We start from the raw sequence: 17,230 nt of genomic DNA, 5'->3' as shown, positions 1-17,230 counted from the left end.
AAAGGAGGACATCATGTCCTTTTCTTCACAAGTGTTACTTGGTTTAAATCGATTATTTCCTCTCCCCGTTCACCCTTTCAACCTGGCAAACAACGGGGAAATGAGCTATACGGAATGGCAATTTCAAAAAGGGGATCAAACCATTCAGTTTTTCCTCCCCTTCCATTCACAGGAGCAAATGTTCCGTGACAAAACGGTTTTGGACATCGGCTGTGGCGGCGGAGGAAAAACCTGTTATTACGCTACCTACGGCCCTAAAAAAATGATCGGCATCGACATCGTCCCCCACTACGCGGAGGAAGGAAATGAATTCGCGAAGAAAAAAGGACTGGATCATCTTGTCTCCTTCATGACTGGTGATGCCGCGAGAATGGACTTCCCCGACAACACATTCGATACGATCATCATGAATGACGCGATGGAGCATGTAGGCGAACCGGAAAAAACGCTAGAGGAATGCTTTCGGGTCTTGAAGCCTGGCGGACATCTCTACATCAATTTCCCGCCGTATTATCATCCATACGGTGCCCATTTGTCAGATGCAATCGGGATTCCTTGGGTGCATGCTCTCTTCTCGGAGCAAGCCTTGATTGACGCCTATAAAAAGCTAGTCCGCGACTTGCCAGACGGTTCTGACCGGATTGCGTTTCGCTTCGACAAGCTTCCTGATGGCAGAGATACGATCTCGTACATCAATCGCATGACGATCAAACGGTTTCGAAAAATTCAACAAGGCGTGGTACAGCCTGCTGTTTACCAGCGAGAGATTCCGTTGCGCAATCAGTTGCAGTCCTTGGCGAAATTACCTGCTACCCGTGAATTTTTCGTCAAGATGGTCGTCTGTGTTTATCAGAAAACAAAATAAGCAAGATCACATAAAACCCCTTCCTCCGTTTGTGGAGAAAGGGGTTTTTCGACTCGATCAATCGTTATTTGTATTGGACTTTAACGAGGAACCCTGCTTCTTCCGAACGAGTTGGATAAAGGCGCGCAGCTTGTTTCCGCCTGGCAGCCAGTCCAGCTCCTTATCCTCAATGAGTGGAATGAGGATCATCAGTCCCAAGTAAACAACGAGTCCTACACCGACTCCAGCCACGGTTTCTATCGCGCCCAAAATGCGCACGGGTTCTCTTCCCCTGAACAGGAAATCAACTGCCTCTGTCGCTCCCCAAGCCAGAATCAGCATAAGGTTAGCTACCAGTAACGGATAAATGGTATCGAAGCGCCAGTTTATCGGAATCGATACGTAACGGTTGATGACGCGCATGTTCAGGACGCAGACAAATGCAGTTGCAACCAGCCATGACAGGGACAAGCCATCCATACCAAACATGGAGGTAAACACGAGTGTCGCCAGTACTTTTACAATGACACCATACAGCAGATGACGCGCAGGGATTTTTTCTTTGCCGATCCCTTGCAAAATGCCGTTTGTAGCAAGCAACAAGGAAAGCGGAATCGCTGTGATGCCTAAAATCGCCATTGCGCGCGTGCCTTCCATATCACCATACAACGCCAGATTCGCCCCTTCAGCTACAGCCGTCAGTCCAAGACCGGCAGGTAGACCGATTAGCCAAGCAAATCGCAACGAGAGCTTGGTCAAGGTCGTAATCCGTTCCTGATCCTTTTGTCTGATCGCTTCGGCAATAGCAGGCACGATCGAGAGGGCAATCGACGATCCGAACAAGCTCGCCATTTGCAGAAGTGGTCCTCCCCTGCTGTAAATGCCAAACCAGGTATCCGCCGTCAAACCGTCTACATTCCAAATGTAGCGGAAGATGTTAATCGCCAGGAAGGAATCCGTCAGACTGAAAATCGGGATAACTAAGGCGCTGATACAAATCGGCCAGGCAATTCGCCACATCGAGACGAAAAAGGCACGATCATACCACCAAGTAAGGCGCCCCCACTCAGCCCCGCTAAATACGGAATTTTTCCGGTTGTGGAGCCACATGAGCAACGCTAGAAACCCGAGACTTAAAAATGTACTGATCATCGTACCGAAGTTGACTCCGGTAATCACGGTGTCTGTATCTTCACCGAGTGACACAAGATACAGGGAGGCTACTAAAATAAATACGACACGCAACGTCTGCTCTACGATTTGCGAGAGCCCGACAAACAACATTTTTTGATGGCCGTAGAAAAAGCCGCGAATAACCGCAATCAAGGGAACGAACAGCAGCGACATGGAAATCGCTCGAATCGGCTCAATCAAATGCGGATTCCCCATGAGCTTTGCGATGAGTGGAGAGCTGGCGTACAGGAGCGCAAACAAGACAAGTCCTATCCCGCCCATCATGACCATGCTTCGGGCCAAAATTTGTCCAATAGAGCCTTGTTTTCCTTCAGCCAATGCCTCTGCAATCACCCTCGACAACGCTACTGGCACACCTGCTGTCGCCAATATGAGGAAGGTCAGGTAGAGAGGATATACTTCCTGATAGAGTCCGAGACCTCTGTCTCCAACTATCTCCTGAAGCGGAATCCGATAAAACATCCCGATAACTTTTGACAAAATCCCCGCTATGGCTAAGATCAATGCTCCCGCGAGAAAATGACTTTTTTTCAACATGGGTAACTCCTTTATTCGTCTCTTTGACTGGATACCCGTGGGGCAGTACCAATCGACATGAACCCACTCTCTATCCTACTATCATTTCCCTCTTCCAGCAAACAGGTATATCGATGGAATTTCGCAGGAATACTGGTGAAAAACAGATTGCATTGATTTTTTTTAATCGTCTGCCTGTGTGATCTGTGAGTAGGAGGGGAAATTATGCCCACAACCGGATTTTTGATCCGCCATGTACAGTGGCCGTTAATGGAGGCTTTGAAAGGAAATCGCATCCGTCCTTACATGAAAGAATTGCAAGCAGCCGAGCACCTATCTGCCGAAGCACTTAACGTGCAGCAGCGAGAAAAGCTGGTGAAGCTACTCGATCATGCGACACAAAACGTACCAGCCTACACTGCCTTCGCCCCAGACTGGAGCAAAATGCGCGAGATGCCTGAACGTTTTTTGCAGCGTATTCCTGTTCTGACCAAAGCACACTTTCGGCAAAACGCTGATCAATATATGAGCCAAGGCCTACAAACAAGCGGGCTCATTGGAAATCGTACAGGAGGCTCCACAGGTGAACCTACCCATTTTTATCTCGATCGCCCAACTGTCGAGCGATATGAAGCTGCGCGCTGGTTGGGGCTATCCTGGTACGGCATTCGCATAGGTGACCCATGTGTCATGATCTGGGGTTCTCCACTCGAATTAAACGCCCAGCAAGCTCGCCGCTACCGCTGGAAGGAGCGCTGGTTGAAGAACCGTTTGATGATTTCTGCCTATGAACTGGACGAAAGACATTTGGAAGCAAACCTTCGCCTCATTCGGGACTTCCAACCAGTTTATTTATACGGGTACGCCTCTGCGCTTCATACGCTCGCCACGATGATGCTGCGACGCGGCATGATACTTGGAATCCCGCTCAAAGCCGTTGTCTCTACAGCAGAAAGCCTGCACGAACACCAGCGGCAAACGATTGCCCAAGCTTTTGATGCGCCTGTTGTGAATGAATACGGCGCCCGTGACGGTGGAATTATCGCCTATCAATGCAAGGCCGGGAGCATGCATGCCTTTTCCGGGAACTGTTATTTGGAGGTAGTCGATCCAATTACACATATTCCCATCCATAAAGGGCACCCGGGAGCACTGCTCGTCACAGACCTGCACAATACCGTCATGCCTCGCCTACGCTACCAATTAGGAGATGTCGTCGCGCTTTCTGATTCAGCTTGCCCATGCCATCTCCCTTTTCCACTTCTTGCTTCGATCGACGGCAGAGAAGACGACATGTTCCTATCATTAAACGGACGGTATGTGCACGGACATTATTTTAATCACATCGTGCGCAATATGGACAGCTTCCGCACTTTCCAGATCGTCCAGCATGAGCCGGAGCGACTGAGCCTGCGACTGGTGAAGGAGCCCGAACGTTTTTTACCTGCTGATGAAGCCAAGCTTTTAGCAGGCATTCGCTCGGCGTTAGGTCAAGTGAGCATCCAGGTTTCTTACGTGGAGACCATTCCCCCCGCAAGCTCGGGAAAGACTCGTTATGCAATCCGGGAATTCCCGCTTACGAGCGCCCTCCCGCCGGAGTAGACCGCTTGCGTACTTTTTGCAGCAGCTCTGATACAAGTGGCTCGCGAACCAAAATGAGCACCACGAGATACAAAAGAGCTGCACCGATAATTCCTAGCGGCAAGTACAACCAGACAGGCCATGTGGATAACCATGGATCGACGAGTAAAATTGCACCGGCCATGACTGCGCAGCCCAAAATGGTTTTCCCGGCAGTCATGAGGAAATTCGCTCGTACAGGGCTTCCTACCGCCCTCCATAGCAAAACAAACAGCAGGAGTGCTTGACTGATAGCTGAAACTGCATTAGCCAGGGCAATTCCGCCATGACCAAGCAGTGGAATAAGCAACCAGTTGGCAAGGGCATATACACCGATCCCGATCGCCCCGATAATAACGGGTGTCTTCGTGTTTTCCAGTGCATAAAAGGCGCGAGTCAGCAAGTCTCTCGACGCTAAAAAGAAAAGTCCCACGCCGTAAAACGGCAGTGCCCACGCTGTCAAAGCGACAGAACGCTCATCGAACGCACCGCGCTCAAAAGCTAGTCGGATGATAGGCTCAGCGTATAGGGCCAGTCCAACCGTCACGGGCAACAGCAAAATGAGGAGATAGGCAAGTCCCTTTTGCAGGATTTGCTTCATCTCCGTCATTTCCCCCCGCTTGACGTGACTAGCCAACAGTGGGAACAACGGCAACGTAAACGCCCCAACAAAGATCGCCAGAGGCAATTGCATGATCTGGTTCGCATTGGCGAGAGCGGAAACGACACCCGTTCCGAGTCCTTCTGCAAAGCCTCGCTCCAAAAAGGTAGTGGCCTGGGCTACAACCGCGCCAATCAAAATCGGAATGACACGCTCGCCCATCCCTTTGAGAGCAGCATCCTCTCTCCAAGCGAAAGAGAAGCGTTGCTGATAGCCGAATCCGCGCAAAGTCGGGAGAATCGGCAACAGAGCACCCAAGTAACCGATTGTCGTAGCCATCGCCAGTCCAATGGGACCATACATCGGCACGAGCACATACATGCTGACAATTACCAAAGCTCCATTGACTACCGTGCCAAGCGTCGGTGTAAAGAAATGCTGGTGAGCATTGCACATACTCGACCACAGCCCTGTTAACCCAATGAAAATAGCTGATGGCCACATCCATTGCAGCATGTTAGCCGTGAGTTCCAGCTTCTCACCTGTCAGTCCAAACATCGCAGCAATCTGGTAAGAAAAGACAATTCCTAAGACAGACAGAGCAACGAATATACCCAAAATGATCGTGAGCATCTTCTGATATAAGTCAGTCGTCCTCTCTCCTTTTTCCATCATGCCGCGCATCGTCGGAATCAGCACAGCATTGACCGCTCCCGGTATGACCAAGAAGAGCGTCAGCGGGATCGTCGCCGCGATATTAAACGCATCTGCCTCCATCCCAGTACCGTACAAGCTGGATACATACACACTGCGAAAAAAGCCCAGAAGCCTTCCGACGAGAGTCAGCACGACAATCATGGAAGCAATTTTTAACAAACTCATGTCCACTTTTCTCCTATCCCTATTTGAAACCCTACGTTCCAGGCTTGGTTCTAACCCCTCAAACTACCTAGTTATCATATCTTATTTCTACCGTTCCTACCAACCTCTTTCCCCCCGGCTTGCTACCTGGTTGTCAGATTCATTATAATAGGTAGGTTAATCCTTACCTGTAGGAGGACTACAATAAAAATGAGAGAAACCGTGTTGAAGTGGGGAAGCCAATCAACTACCTGGTTGTATTTGCTGTTGGCCTATCCAGTAATCGATTACGTCTTGCGACAGATTCTACCGATTCCAGTCATATCTTCTTTGTGGGATGAAGGACTGCTCATCGTCTTGATGCTGTTTACATTCGTTGCGTTTTTACAGTCAAATCGGACGATGCCTGGAATCAAACATTGGCTTGGAGCCTTTTTCATCCTCGGAGTTGCCATCATGGTGACAGACATGGCGAACTGGAAAGCGAGCGTAGAAGGATTCCGTTCCGTCTACCAGTACATCCTCGCCTTTTTCATGGGCTTCTATTTATTGAAGTCGATGGAGGACCTGGACAAGTTCATGAAGGGACTTGTGCTGGTTGGTTTCATAGCGGCACTGTATGGTGTCTTGCAAGTCATCGTAGGCGTCAAAACACCTGAATCATGGGTACAGGAAGGGGAAGCAGTTACAACGCGTGCATTCTCCTTCGTAACGAGCCCGAACGTATTGGGCAGCTATATGGCGTTGGTTACACCGATTGCCGCTGGTCTATTCATGACAGCGAAGGATCGCAAGCAAAAATGGATTTGGGCCATCGTTGCGCTGACGACTTTGCTCGCCATGCTGTTAACAAGTTCCCGTGGTTCTTGGTTTGCCCTTGCCTTTGCTGCATTTGTTTGCTTCTACATATGGAACAAACGAGTTGCAGGGTACTTGGTGATCGCAGGGATTATCGGGGTTGTAGCCCTGTTCTTCGTTCCTGATTCTGTTCCACTTGTCGGAAAAGTTAAAGATCGCATTTTCACACTCTTTACACCTGAATACTTCGAATCTAGCAGCCAAGGCGGACGCATTGGTCGTTGGGGCGAAGCCTATGACAAGATGCGCATCGAGCCTTTGTTTGGCGTCGGTCTCGGTCATCACGGCGGAGCAGTTGCCGCTCGCCATTTCGGTACCATTTATTCAGATAGTTATTTCTTCAAAAGTTTGGCGGAATACGGTCTGATCGGGATCATCCTGTTAATCGGAACTGTGATCACTATGTTCAAGTATGGCGCGGGACTTATCCGCAACCTCCAAGGCTCGCCGCACTTTTTCGCGATTCTCGGACTGCTGGGCGGATTAATCGCCGTAGCGACGCATAACCTCGTGGAAAACATTTTCGAGGTGCCGTTCATGGCCCTCTATTTCTGGCTGTTTGGCGGCTTCCTGTGCGCATTATTCGTCGACCAGACACAAAATAAAAGGTGGTGAACGCATGCGCCGCAATCCTATTCTCCAAACGATAAGCTGGGCTCTGTACGCTATTGCCCTGTTTCTCATTTACCATTTGCTCGTCAAGCCTGCGTTCCTTGATTTAACCTGGATCGCCTTGCTCATATTCTTGCCACTGCTGGCGTTTTGCTACTTTGTGGTGCATCCTTCTGAACGTCGTCAGGTGCTGGTGTTTTCCATCGGCTTCTTGCTCCTGGATCGCGCACTGACACGTGTCGATGTGAAAGCGACCGCCGCTCTGTTGATCGGTGGTGCAATCGCCATCATCGTGATTGCCCTTCTCGTGAAATGGTACGGGCGCCTCAACTGGCGTGCAGTCGGTTCTTTGGTTCTGATCGCTCTCTTGGCGAATGTCACGTTCAACCGGGATACATTGACTGCACTCAGTCACTTTACTGTGAAATACGAAACTGACCGTTTGTACAACGGCGATTGGGTGGATTACTTCCCAATCACACTGCACGACGTCAATGGCGATGGCAAGATGGAGATTATCACGTACGGCAATGCCGAGGAGCTCCCACTGCCTGAAGAAATTGAAAAGCCTGAGACGGAGGAAGAGAAAAAAGCAATGGCGGAGAAGCTGCGCCATTTGCAGGCGGAACCTGTTTCTGTTTACGTCCTGACCTGGAAAGACGGCCAAATGGTGCGGATGCCGAATGATCAGATTCCTGCTGATACCATGGAGATCATCAAGGAAAAATTGCCGACCGATTACCCGGGCTTCCCGTATTACACGATGAAAGACGGTCAATTGGTACCGAATGTACAACGCCAACCATATGCGGAAGGCATGCTGCAAATCGGAACGGCACCATATCGTGCGTTTATGCTTGATATGGAAAACATCGCAAACCTGCTGGCGGAAAACGAAGGCAGTATGGACCTGCGTCAAACACTCGGCTCGAAATACACGGATCTGCATATCAAGGATGGTATGCTGACAGGAAACTACGATGGCAAGCCTTTTGGCGGTACGACAAAAGCAACCAAGCTGATGACCACCATGATGCTGCCAGATGGCCGCGAGGGACTCGTTGTCATGGGTGAGCACCTGAGTGTTCTGTCTGTCGAGCCAGATGGTACACTGACAGAATCGTACACACTGACACGCAAACAGGCTGAATTGGCCACAGGCGAGTTCATTCCTGCCGATATCGACAACGACAAGGTCGATGAACTACTCGTTGCAGGAAAGCCTTCGTACATCTTGAAGCCGAAGCCAGACGGCACGTGGGAGATTTTGTGGGCAAGCGGAGATCGCGACAAGAGCTTCCGCTTCTCTAACTTCGCTACCATCGGCAACAACGAAAAGCCTGAGATCATAGCCAAAGCGAAAAGCTGGGTGAGCACCACAGAGACTCGCTATTTGGCTGGCTATGACTACACACCAGAGGGTCTGAAACAAAACTGGCGCATTTACTTGCCGTTGATCAATGTCCAAATCGGCGACATCGACGGCGACAAGAAAAACGAAATCGTTGCGAACATGTACAATACACATCGCATTCTCGTGTTCAAGCAGCACAACATTCCGGTATTCGGACTCACAATCGCACTCTTTGTGGGACTCTTGGGATACGGAGTCGTAAGGAGGTTCCGCCATGCGTAAAGCTACGAAAGCATGGGCACTGCTCGCTGCCATCTGCACAGCCTCCCTGCTCGGTGGCTGCACCTATGAATCAGGTACGAAGGCTTTTGCCACCACCAATTTTGATCAGAAGCCGGATCAAACGACCACCGTCCAAACCGAGTCAGGTGCGGAGTGGCTGAAAACGGCTCTGGAAAAAGGCAAGACGGATAAAGAGGCACAGACCTACTGGTACAAAGGCCATGTAAAAAATACGATCCTCTCACGCTCCACAACGAGCATGTTCAATGGAGCTGTCATCAACGGAAAAGGTTACAATGTGGATGCCCGCATCGCTGCCCAGCCGTATTCGTACTATCGGATTCATGACAAGCGCTACATCAAGGCTAACGAGCAGTTTGTGACCGCTCCGGATGAGCCGCTTGCCTTCGACGTATTGAAAGGCTTCGAGGACTGGCTGCCTTTCATGGACAAGGCCGTCCAATTGCCTGAGGAAAAAGTAATTGGCGTCGTTAGCGTTCCGTTCCAATTGAAAATGACAGGAGCAGAATGGCTGAAAAATAGCCAAAGCCCACTGTTTGAACCATTGAAAAAGCAATTGGGAGAACGCCCTGATCTGGATTACATCTTGAAGGAATCCACGATCAAGACAACGTTTTGGTTCGGCAAGGAAGACCGTCTGATCCACCAGTACGAGACGTGGATCATTCTCCCACTGCCTGAAGCAGGAACGATGGACCAGCAAGTGATGTTCAACCTGTTTAAATACAACGATACGGGTGGCATTCACATCAAAGAACCGGAAGAAGTAGAAAAATATTTGCTGTACTAAAAAAGTCTGCTACCTTTGCGTGGCAGCAGACTGATTGAGTACGAATCAGGACCTGGCGATTCTCGTCGGGTCCTTTTATTTTGTAGCAGAAGAAGTATGTCTGTCACGGAGAAAACCCCGCAGCCTACAATGGCTCCGGGGCTATGCTGTCCTATTTCTTTACCAGTTCATCCATCAATTGCGCCAATTGCTTCGCCTGTTCACGGCGCTCGTATGGTTTCACACGCTCTGCAAAATCCGCTCCGCGTTCTTCGCTACCCGTTTGTCCTTGGGCTTTCCACTCCTGATACAGCTTCAGGTACGCTTGCTTGATTTCGTCTTTTTGCTCTGGATCGGCTACTTGCCCGAGACGGAAATCTTCAATAATCTCTGTCGCTTCGCCTCTTTTGTTCAGAGCAAGAATCGGGTTGCCAATCCCCATGTATTCGTAGAGCTTGCCCGGAATATACGCTCCGGCGTCAGCGGACACATCCCCGATCAGTAAGAGGGCATTTGCGCCTTTCATCAATCCGAGTGCTTCTTTATGCGGCAGGTTCCCCAACACGCGAACGATGTCACCCAGCCCCAATGCTTCTACACAGTCGCGATTTTCGGAATACCCCGGATAATCGAACACCCCGGCAAAGCTGAGCAAGAGATCATTTCGGTCCACCGCTTTTTCATCGATGAGTTCCCGGATGGCTTGCAGGAGTAAGCGCGGGTTGCGCTTTTGATACAAAATACCTGCGTACACCGCATGAAATTTGTCCGAAGCAGCATGGCTGGGAGCCAACCCTTGAAAATCTGCCTGATCAAACCCATTGTAGATCAGCTCCATCCGCTTGATGCGATCCTGGTGCTTCTCGCGAAAATTATAGGCGAAGGTTGCGGTAACGGTCGTGATCGCATCCGCTTGGGACATCACTGCCTCCTCCATTCGCTCTTCCATGCGCTCTCGCCATTCGATGCCAGAGGTGTGCATATTTTGCGTCCATGGATCACGGAAATCCGCTACCCATTTGCAACCAAACTCATGGGAAAGCTTTTTCGCAATCAAATGGTTCGTTACTGGTCCCGATGTAGAAAAAATCACGTCGATCTTTTCACGGCGCATAATTTCCCGTCCCAGCTTGAGTGCATTCGGCATCCACAGGATTTGGTCGTCTGGAATCAACAAGTATGGCTTTACTTTTTTCAGCACATTGACGACCTGTTTTTTTACCTTCGCCTTAAACGACGGTTGTGATGGTGTGGACGTTGTATTGGCACTTGCTGATGCAGCTTGTCCCCCTCGATTCGGCAGCAACTGCCACTCCTTTGCACGGTGAATGGCGACATCACTCGGCAACTGTGCCAAAAGGGATGGATCGAGTGTTGCATGATAAGCAGGATCTACTGTCAGCACATGGACATTCCAGCCAAACTCCCCCAAATATTTGGCCATTTTCAACGGTCTAGGTACGCCGCCTCCACCAATAGGAGGAAATATGTAGCATATGATCAATACGTTGTGCGTATTCATTTACGTAACCGTCCTTCTCCATTTCAATTTTCCATCATCAACGATACCATAAGTGCTGTCTTATTGCGAATCTAGCAGGCATCTGCTATAGTGAAAATGGCTTTGTTTATAAATGATCGTTCATTTTTTCGGTACACCGCCTCTATTCGGTCGTGCCTCCATGTACATACCTCAGTAGGGGTTTTTTAATTACGATTCGGGTGAATTCAGATGAGCAAATTACGAGTCCTCCACGTGATTGGCGGGGGGGAATTTGGCGGTGCTGAACAACATATTCTCAATTTGGTCACTACTTTTCCAGTCGACGAAGTAGATGTCGCAGTCGTATGCTTCTATGATTCTCTTTTCGCGAGTAAATTGCGGGAAGCAGGGGTCCAAGTCATTACACTGAATCAGTTCGGACGTTTTGACTTACGATTGCTACAGGCTCTGCGGAATGCCTTTTCCACATTCCAGCCAGCGATTATCCATACGCATGGGATTAAAGCCAATTTCTCTTCCCGATTGGCAGCTCTCGGTATGAAGGTGCCTTTACTGACCACTGTTCACAGCTCACTCCGTTATGATTATACAAGCTCCTTGGCCTATGCCATTGTCAGCATAATGGAAATGAGCACGAGACATTGGAACCGTCATTATATCGCGATCAGTGGTGCGATTGCCGATATTTTGCGGGGGCAGGGTATTCGCTCGTCTGACATTAGCGTGATTTATAACGGAATGGACATGAAGCCTTATCGGCAAAACCATTTACGGGAGAATGACCGCAATCGACTGCGTGCGGAATGGAACATACCAGAAGATGCCTTTTTGTTCGGAACAGCAGCTCGCTTTGTTCCCGTGAAAGGCCTACCGATTCTGCTCGATGCTTTTCATACGCTTGTGACGGACAAGAAAGAGGCCGCTTATCTCGTGTTGATCGGAGACGGCTCTGAACGTGCTGCTCTCGAAGCCAAGGTAAAAGAATTGGGGCTGGAATCGCGTGTTCGCTTTGCTGGATTTCGGCAAGATATTCCTGCGTGCTTGCATGCGTTAGATGGCTTTGTCCACTCTTCTTTGTACGAAGGGCTAGGTTATACGATTATCGAGGCAATGGCTTCGGAGGTTCCTGTCGTAGCCAGCAACGTCGGCGGTGTGAAAGAGTTTGTTTTCGATGGCGAAACGGGGCTGATCGTCGAACCGGGAAATCCGGCTTTGTTAGCGCAAGCAATGGAACAGCTTTGGACTTCACCACAGTTGCGTGAGACCATGGTGCAAAACGCGCTGAAAAAAGTAGAGTCCACTTTTACCATTCAACTCATGACCGAACAAATTGTTGCTCTTTATCGTACGTTACTGAAATGACGAAAAGCACGGTGAAACGCGAACAGCGAGCATCGTGCTTTTTTCATATGATTTGTTTGAAGAATCTGTTTTTATGGTTGCCTACTCATGATCAATCTGGTTACATATGAATTGGAACTATTTTGTATAGCAAGCTGCTCCAGACAGAAAGGGTGAAAATGAAGATGAAACTATTTCTTTCGGTAGACATGGAAGGTATTTCAGGCATTGTAGATACGAGCTATATTAACCCGGATTCGGGGGTTAACTATCAGCGTGGTCGCCAGTTTATGACGGACGATGCCAATGCAGTTATTGAAGCTGCACTTGAGTCTGGCGTAACGGAGATTGTTGTAGCAGACAGTCACAACACGATGAACAACATTCTCTGGGAAAAGCTCCATCCTAAAGCGAGACTGTTGGCAGGTTCTCCACGCGATTCATCCATGATGCAGGGACTCGATGAGAGCTTTGATGCTGCGATGTTTATCGGCTATCATACCCGTCAAGGGATTCCTGGCGTGCTCAGTCATACGATGTCCGGTGTGGTTCACAATATGTATATTAACGGACAAGTCGTGGGTGAGTTCGGCTTTAACGCAGCGATTGCGGGCATGCACAACGTTCCTGTTGTCATGGTGTCTGGTGATAATCTCATCGCCGTCGAGGCACAGGAACTGATCCCAGGGATTCAAACAGCGATCGTGAAGGAAGCTGTATCCCGCACGGCTGCTATCTGTCTCTCGCGTGAAGAAGCGACCGCTGAACTGAAGCGCAAGACGGCCAATGCCTTGCGTCACCGGAACAACATCCAGCCATTCCGTACAGCTGTACCTGTAGAGCTGGCGATGGAATTCTCCCATGCAGGACAAGCAGAGATGGCCGCAATTGTCCCGGGAACGCGCTATGAACCAGCAACAAACATGGTTTATTACAACGCAGCCAACCCCCAAGATATGTACAAAACGATGCGCGCCATGCTGAACCTGGCGTCGGGTGCAGAGTTTTTCTAGAAAGGTGAGAAGGGAACGGAAGACTGAAATCAGTTCTTCCGCTCTCTTTCGTTCAGTGAAAATAAAATCTTAGACCGGAACCCCTTATGATACAAGGAGTCCCGGTCTTCTAAATCACTAGATATTTGAAAAGTAATTGCACGATCGAAACAGTAACCCCACTCAGGAAAACGTTGCTATCTCTCTCATCCGACTAATCTGATCGGTCACCTTTCGGGAAAACACCTGGTCAAACGACTCAACAGGAATCTCTTGCGCTAGCAACGGTCTGAGTACATTCTCTTCAAACTCATCCCAATTATCCTTATTGTAAATGAAGGTGCCAAACCCTTTTTCGGGAGTAAAGTACATATACTCGTGGCTATCGCCGTCAATCTGTGACAAGCCGCAGATCAGACAATGAACCTCCAGCCATTGCCTTTCTTCCTGCGTCAAGAGCTCTTCGAATCTCCGGTGCTCTGCCCACAATTCAGTGATGAGCGAAACCATCCCTTGAATTTTTATAGGAGGCAAAAGTTCCGGACGCAACCCGTCTACAAGACCAGATCCCAGCATAAATTGACGAAATGTATCCGGCAAGGTAAAACCTAATCGATCTTCCGCTTTCGCAATCATATCCTCCCTAAATGAAAGGGATATGATAGGCCCAAACTCCTTTTCCACTAGCGAGTTGAATTGGCTCAATGTTTCGTAAGCCTTGCGGTAACGGATCAGTGCCTCCATAGCTGTTTCGTGCACAGGTTGTACATATTCACTATCTTCTTCATGGCTGCTTTTTAAAAATGCCTGATACTCTACTGAGTTGATCGCTCTAGTCAGCCGAGGCTCATCTCGCAGATAATGTGATCCCATTGTTTGCATCCGCTGAAGAAAAGCAAATGCCTTCGCTTTCTCATTCGGATCATATTCGCTCAGCTTAAGAAGCACAAGCGCTCTGGTGTCATAGAAATATTCAAGTACCGCTTCGCCCTCGATCGGAGACACCACTTTGAAGCAAGCCTTTACATGTTCCCATGCTGTCAGGCATTCTTCTTTGGTTGAAGCGTGTTCCATTAGCTCCCGTGCGAGCATATTGTGGCAAGCCCGAAGCGTTTGGCGGGGCTGATTGTGCTCTAGCCGGAAGTCAAATAATATTCTTTTGTTGATAGACGCAATCGCTTCACGGCAGGTCTCGAGCGCTTCTTCTACTCGTCCCAATTCATTGAGAGCATACCGTTTAAGGTCATAGATCGAGCTCATATGCATGATATCCACATCCGTGGAATTTGATGCCAGCTCCTCCATTTGGAATATCAAATCTAGAACTTCATCATATTCCTGCTCATCCATATGAGACTGCGCCTCTTTCATTAGCCTATCAAACTGATTGAGATCAAAAATTTTGCTATTTTCGTGGGTTCCTTCATTGTTCGTGCTGTATTCGTCCTCGTCATCCTCCTCATCGCAAACCAAATCCTCTCTGTATCCTGCGGCAAGCCACAGCTGGTGGACAAAATCACCATCGCCATATTGAGAGAACCATTCCAGTACCAGATACTTGCCGTTCACTTCCCATGCCTTGCTCATATTTTTATCGCCCCAGCGCAGCATGATTGACGTATCGGGCAGCGGGTCGCCAAAAGAATCGGAAAGACGGTCAGCTATCACGGTAAAATACCGTTCAAACGCTTTGCTTTCCCATTCGTCGAGGAAATGGTAATACCCATAATGCTCCTCGCTCACATAGGTGCTTGCCAGGACCTCCATCGCGCCTCTTTTTTTATACTCGTCAAGATCATCTTCATCTTCTTCCGAAAGATCGTACACATCCCGTTCATACCAGGCATAGGGATAAAAATTTTTGGGTTCAGCATCAAGGAGGGCTTGTGCAGTAGCCGCAATATCTCCCTCCCAAAACTGGATATCCCCAAAATGCTGCGCAGGCTGCTTGCAAAAAAACGGACTCTCTACCAAAAATGGAGCCTGCTCTCCTTCATTTTGCCATACGATTCTTCCATCGGCATTGAATAGTCGTAATACACCCTCCTGAGGATGATCCGTCTCCTCTACTCGCAGTCTGCAAACTTCCCTTCCATCTGCGTCCACATAGACGACTTCGCCCTGCCGGATAAGAAATGGAGCAATTCCCTTACCACTATAATAGCCTAGTACCCAGCCTTCATTATCAGTCAACGGCTCCAAATAAGGCATCTCCAGGAACTGGCCATCCATCTTAAGAATCCCCCACTGATCATTGCGTAGAACGACACTGGCACCGCACTCATGAAAGCGATCGGCCCAAGCATACTGCGCAGGGATAACCATCGTGCCGGTTTGATCAAAGAAGCCGAGACTTCCACCATAATGTCCATCTCCCTTTGCCAGCCCGCACACTATTTGGTCCGAGATCGAAGTTCCCTCGAAGACCACATCGCCCTTTGTATTAAGATAGCCGTTTCTCATTTTCATACTATTGGTATGATCACTGAAAAAAGCGAGACCCTCTTCGTTGAACTCTTCGATATGTGAATAGGTAGGCTTCACGATCCAGTTGCCTTGTGCATCGATCAATCCCCATAATTTCCCCATTTTTGCAGGAGCTATTCCATCGCTTGTGTACATTCTGACATCTGTAAATTGCGGGGCAACCACCATTTCTCCTTTCCTATCGATAATCCCCACAGCGGAGTCCCCACGCTTTTTCACGGCTGCCAGACCGATCGGCGAAAAAAAGCCAACCTCGGCAAACGGCCCCTCGATGACTGCTTGTCCCACACTATCGATATAAGCATATCCATCGTGCAATCTAACCGCCGCCAAGCCTGCTCTAAATGGCAGTGCCTCCTGAAAACAGGGTGGGATGTTGATCTCCCCGTTTACATCTACATAGCCCCATAATCCCTCTTTTTTGAATCTGGCCATACCCTCCTTGCCAAAAATGCGAGCATCTTCTAGAGTCGGCTCGATCAACCATCTTCCATTTTGATCCAGATACCCCCATTGTCCGTTTAGGTCTTGAGCAGCAGTAATAAAGCCACCTTTACGATTTGGAGTAAAATTATGTACGTTAAGCAAATTCGGCTCACGAACAAGATTTCCGTTACTATCAATCAACGCATAACGTAACCCGAGCGGTTTATCAAATGGAAAACGTACTACATATGGTGGATGAAACACGTTGCTATTTTCCGTCATGACAGCTTCTCCTCTGGTTTTAAATAGTGATTTTCTGTAAATACAATCTACGTTGCACCGCGCTGCACCCGCATACACGAGTAAGCGGTGTAAATGACCTAGCCACGCAAAACCGCCAGCTGGTTAAACGAAATGAGCATAAAAAACAAGCATTCCCTCATCTTCGCCATACATGCTCCGCTCTCCTTTTTATGTAAATAACGGCAATAGAAACATGCCCGTTAGTTGAAGCCACCAATCATTCCGGAACGGACAGTCCCCTCCTTCAGCAGGGCGTAGGCCGAAGCGTAGACTGGAAATTCACTTCTTTCCCCCACTGCCGCTACTCCTCTTAACCAAATAAAAAAGCAGACCCATCATCTGAGTCTGCTTGTCGTTTCAGCTTTTATAGTTTCCGAACGTTCGTCGCTTGAGGACCGCGTTGACCGTTTTCTACGTCAAACTCAACCTCTTGCCCTTCGTCCAAGGATTTGTACCCTTCGCCCTGAATAGCGGAGAAGTGAACGAATACGTCATCTCCACCATCACGCTCGATAAAACCGAAACCTTTTTCACTGTTGAACCACTTTACTCTTCCACGTTCCATTTTTGCCTCCTAGCATGTAACCCTTACATGACATTTGAAATATTGTCTTACCTCGGTTACTATTGCCATTTACGAGGCTT

12 protein-coding genes are annotated in these 17,230 nt (G+C 48.9%); 7 read left to right on the top strand and 5 right to left on the bottom strand.

Features of this window, described 5'->3' with window-relative positions; all coding sequences use genetic code 11:
• The first annotated feature begins 13 nt into the window (after positions 1 to 13).
• A complete protein-coding gene (locus HP568_RS14300; RefSeq protein WP_048031962.1) occupies positions 14 to 865 on the top strand; it encodes a class I SAM-dependent methyltransferase in 852 nt (283 codons plus the stop codon).
• A gap of 57 nt (positions 866 to 922) precedes the next feature.
• Here the strand turns inward: HP568_RS14300 and HP568_RS14295 are convergent, their stop codons facing one another.
• Positions 923 to 2,575, bottom strand: coding sequence for a putative polysaccharide biosynthesis protein (locus tag HP568_RS14295; protein ID WP_048031961.1), 1,653 nt, complete (start codon positions 2,573 to 2,575; stop codon positions 923 to 925).
• Positions 2,576 to 2,779: 204 nt separating this feature from the next.
• Here HP568_RS14295 and HP568_RS14290 point away from each other — a divergent pair, with 204 nt between their 5' ends.
• Positions 2,780 to 4,156 carry a phenylacetate--CoA ligase family protein gene (locus tag HP568_RS14290; RefSeq protein WP_173629421.1) on the top strand — a complete coding sequence of 459 codons (1,377 nt, stop codon included), beginning with the start codon at positions 2,780 to 2,782 and terminating at the stop codon, positions 4,154 to 4,156.
• Here the strand turns inward: HP568_RS14290 and murJ are convergent.
• Positions 4,131 to 5,657: a murein biosynthesis integral membrane protein MurJ gene (murJ, locus tag HP568_RS14285; protein ID WP_173629420.1), complete on the bottom strand. Its 1,527-nt coding sequence runs from the start codon at positions 5,655 to 5,657 to the stop codon at positions 4,131 to 4,133. The two genes, HP568_RS14290 and murJ, sit on opposite strands and share 26 nt — an antisense overlap.
• A 189-nt stretch (positions 5,658 to 5,846) precedes the next feature.
• On the opposite strand from murJ, the gene HP568_RS14280 reads away from it, so the two are divergent.
• Genes HP568_RS14280 through HP568_RS14270 form a run of 3 tightly spaced genes read left to right on the top strand, consistent with a single transcriptional unit; the run spans position 5,847 to position 9,553 of the window.
• Entirely contained in the window at positions 5,847 to 7,109 is a 1,263-nt protein-coding gene (locus HP568_RS14280; protein ID WP_173629419.1) for an O-antigen ligase family protein, read from the top strand.
• Between the two features lie 4 nt (positions 7,110 to 7,113).
• A complete protein-coding gene (locus HP568_RS14275) occupies positions 7,114 to 8,742 on the top strand; it encodes a hypothetical protein (protein WP_173629418.1) in 1,629 nt (542 codons plus the stop codon).
• Positions 8,735 to 9,553 (top strand): hypothetical protein, encoded by an 819-nt coding sequence (locus HP568_RS14270; RefSeq protein ID WP_173629417.1) that lies wholly within the window; start codon positions 8,735 to 8,737, stop codon positions 9,551 to 9,553. The genes HP568_RS14275 and HP568_RS14270 overlap by 8 nt, the downstream gene beginning before the upstream one ends.
• Before the next feature lie 151 nt (positions 9,554 to 9,704).
• Here the strand turns inward: HP568_RS14270 and HP568_RS14265 are convergent, their stop codons facing one another.
• Positions 9,705 to 11,054: a glycosyltransferase family 4 protein gene (locus HP568_RS14265; RefSeq protein ID WP_173629416.1), complete on the bottom strand. Its 1,350-nt coding sequence runs from the start codon at positions 11,052 to 11,054 to the stop codon at positions 9,705 to 9,707.
• A 210-nt stretch (positions 11,055 to 11,264) separates the two neighbouring features.
• Here HP568_RS14265 and HP568_RS14260 point away from each other — a divergent pair, with 210 nt between their 5' ends.
• A complete protein-coding gene (locus HP568_RS14260; RefSeq protein ID WP_173629415.1) occupies positions 11,265 to 12,398 on the top strand; it encodes a glycosyltransferase in 1,134 nt (377 codons plus the stop codon).
• 164 nt (positions 12,399 to 12,562) lie between these two features.
• Positions 12,563 to 13,390 (top strand): M55 family metallopeptidase, encoded by an 828-nt coding sequence (locus HP568_RS14255; protein WP_173629414.1) that lies wholly within the window; start codon positions 12,563 to 12,565, stop codon positions 13,388 to 13,390.
• 162 nt (positions 13,391 to 13,552) lie between these two features.
• Here HP568_RS14255 and HP568_RS14250 read toward each other — a convergent pair whose 3' ends face one another.
• Both HP568_RS14250 and HP568_RS14245 read right to left on the bottom strand, forming a co-directional pair.
• A complete protein-coding gene (locus tag HP568_RS14250) occupies positions 13,553 to 16,564 on the bottom strand; it encodes a WG repeat-containing protein (protein ID WP_173629413.1) in 3,012 nt (1,003 codons plus the stop codon).
• A gap of 385 nt (positions 16,565 to 16,949) precedes the next feature.
• Complete coding sequence (locus tag HP568_RS14245; protein WP_012685372.1) at positions 16,950 to 17,150, bottom strand: cold-shock protein; 201 nt, start codon at positions 17,148 to 17,150, stop codon at positions 16,950 to 16,952.
• Between the last annotated feature and the right edge of the window lie 80 nt (positions 17,151 to 17,230).

The sequence above is a fragment of the Brevibacillus sp. MS2.2 genome, from assembly GCF_013284345.1.
Classification (GTDB): Bacteria; Bacillota; Bacilli; order Brevibacillales; family Brevibacillaceae; genus Brevibacillus; species Brevibacillus brevis_C.
Note: the sequence above shows the minus strand (reverse complement) of the source record. Positions and strands in the feature narration are given on the sequence as shown.

What these genes read in the sequence shown, in the direction of transcription:
- HP568_RS14245 (WP_012685372.1), bottom strand. Translation starts at nt 17,150, where the DNA reads ATGGAACGTGGAAGAGTAAAGTGGTTCAACAGTGAAAAAGGTTTCGGT.
- murJ (WP_173629420.1), bottom strand. Translation starts at nt 5,657, where the DNA reads ATGAGTTTGTTAAAAATTGCTTCCATGATTGTCGTGCTGACTCTCGTC.
- HP568_RS14295 (WP_048031961.1), bottom strand. Translation starts at nt 2,575, where the DNA reads ATGTTGAAAAAAAGTCATTTTCTCGCGGGAGCATTGATCTTAGCCATA.
- HP568_RS14290 (WP_173629421.1), top strand. Translation starts at nt 2,780, where the DNA reads ATGCCCACAACCGGATTTTTGATCCGCCATGTACAGTGGCCGTTAATG.
- HP568_RS14260 (WP_173629415.1), top strand. Translation starts at nt 11,265, where the DNA reads ATGAGCAAATTACGAGTCCTCCACGTGATTGGCGGGGGGGAATTTGGC.
- HP568_RS14280 (WP_173629419.1), top strand. Translation starts at nt 5,847, where the DNA reads ATGAGAGAAACCGTGTTGAAGTGGGGAAGCCAATCAACTACCTGGTTG.
- HP568_RS14265 (WP_173629416.1), bottom strand. Translation starts at nt 11,054, where the DNA reads ATGAATACGCACAACGTATTGATCATATGCTACATATTTCCTCCTATT.
- HP568_RS14250 (WP_173629413.1), bottom strand. Translation starts at nt 16,564, where the DNA reads ATGACGGAAAATAGCAACGTGTTTCATCCACCATATGTAGTACGTTTT.
- HP568_RS14255 (WP_173629414.1), top strand. Translation starts at nt 12,563, where the DNA reads ATGAAACTATTTCTTTCGGTAGACATGGAAGGTATTTCAGGCATTGTA.
- HP568_RS14275 (WP_173629418.1), top strand. Translation starts at nt 7,114, where the DNA reads ATGCGCCGCAATCCTATTCTCCAAACGATAAGCTGGGCTCTGTACGCT.
- HP568_RS14270 (WP_173629417.1), top strand. Translation starts at nt 8,735, where the DNA reads ATGCGTAAAGCTACGAAAGCATGGGCACTGCTCGCTGCCATCTGCACA.
- HP568_RS14300 (WP_048031962.1), top strand. Translation starts at nt 14, where the DNA reads ATGTCCTTTTCTTCACAAGTGTTACTTGGTTTAAATCGATTATTTCCT.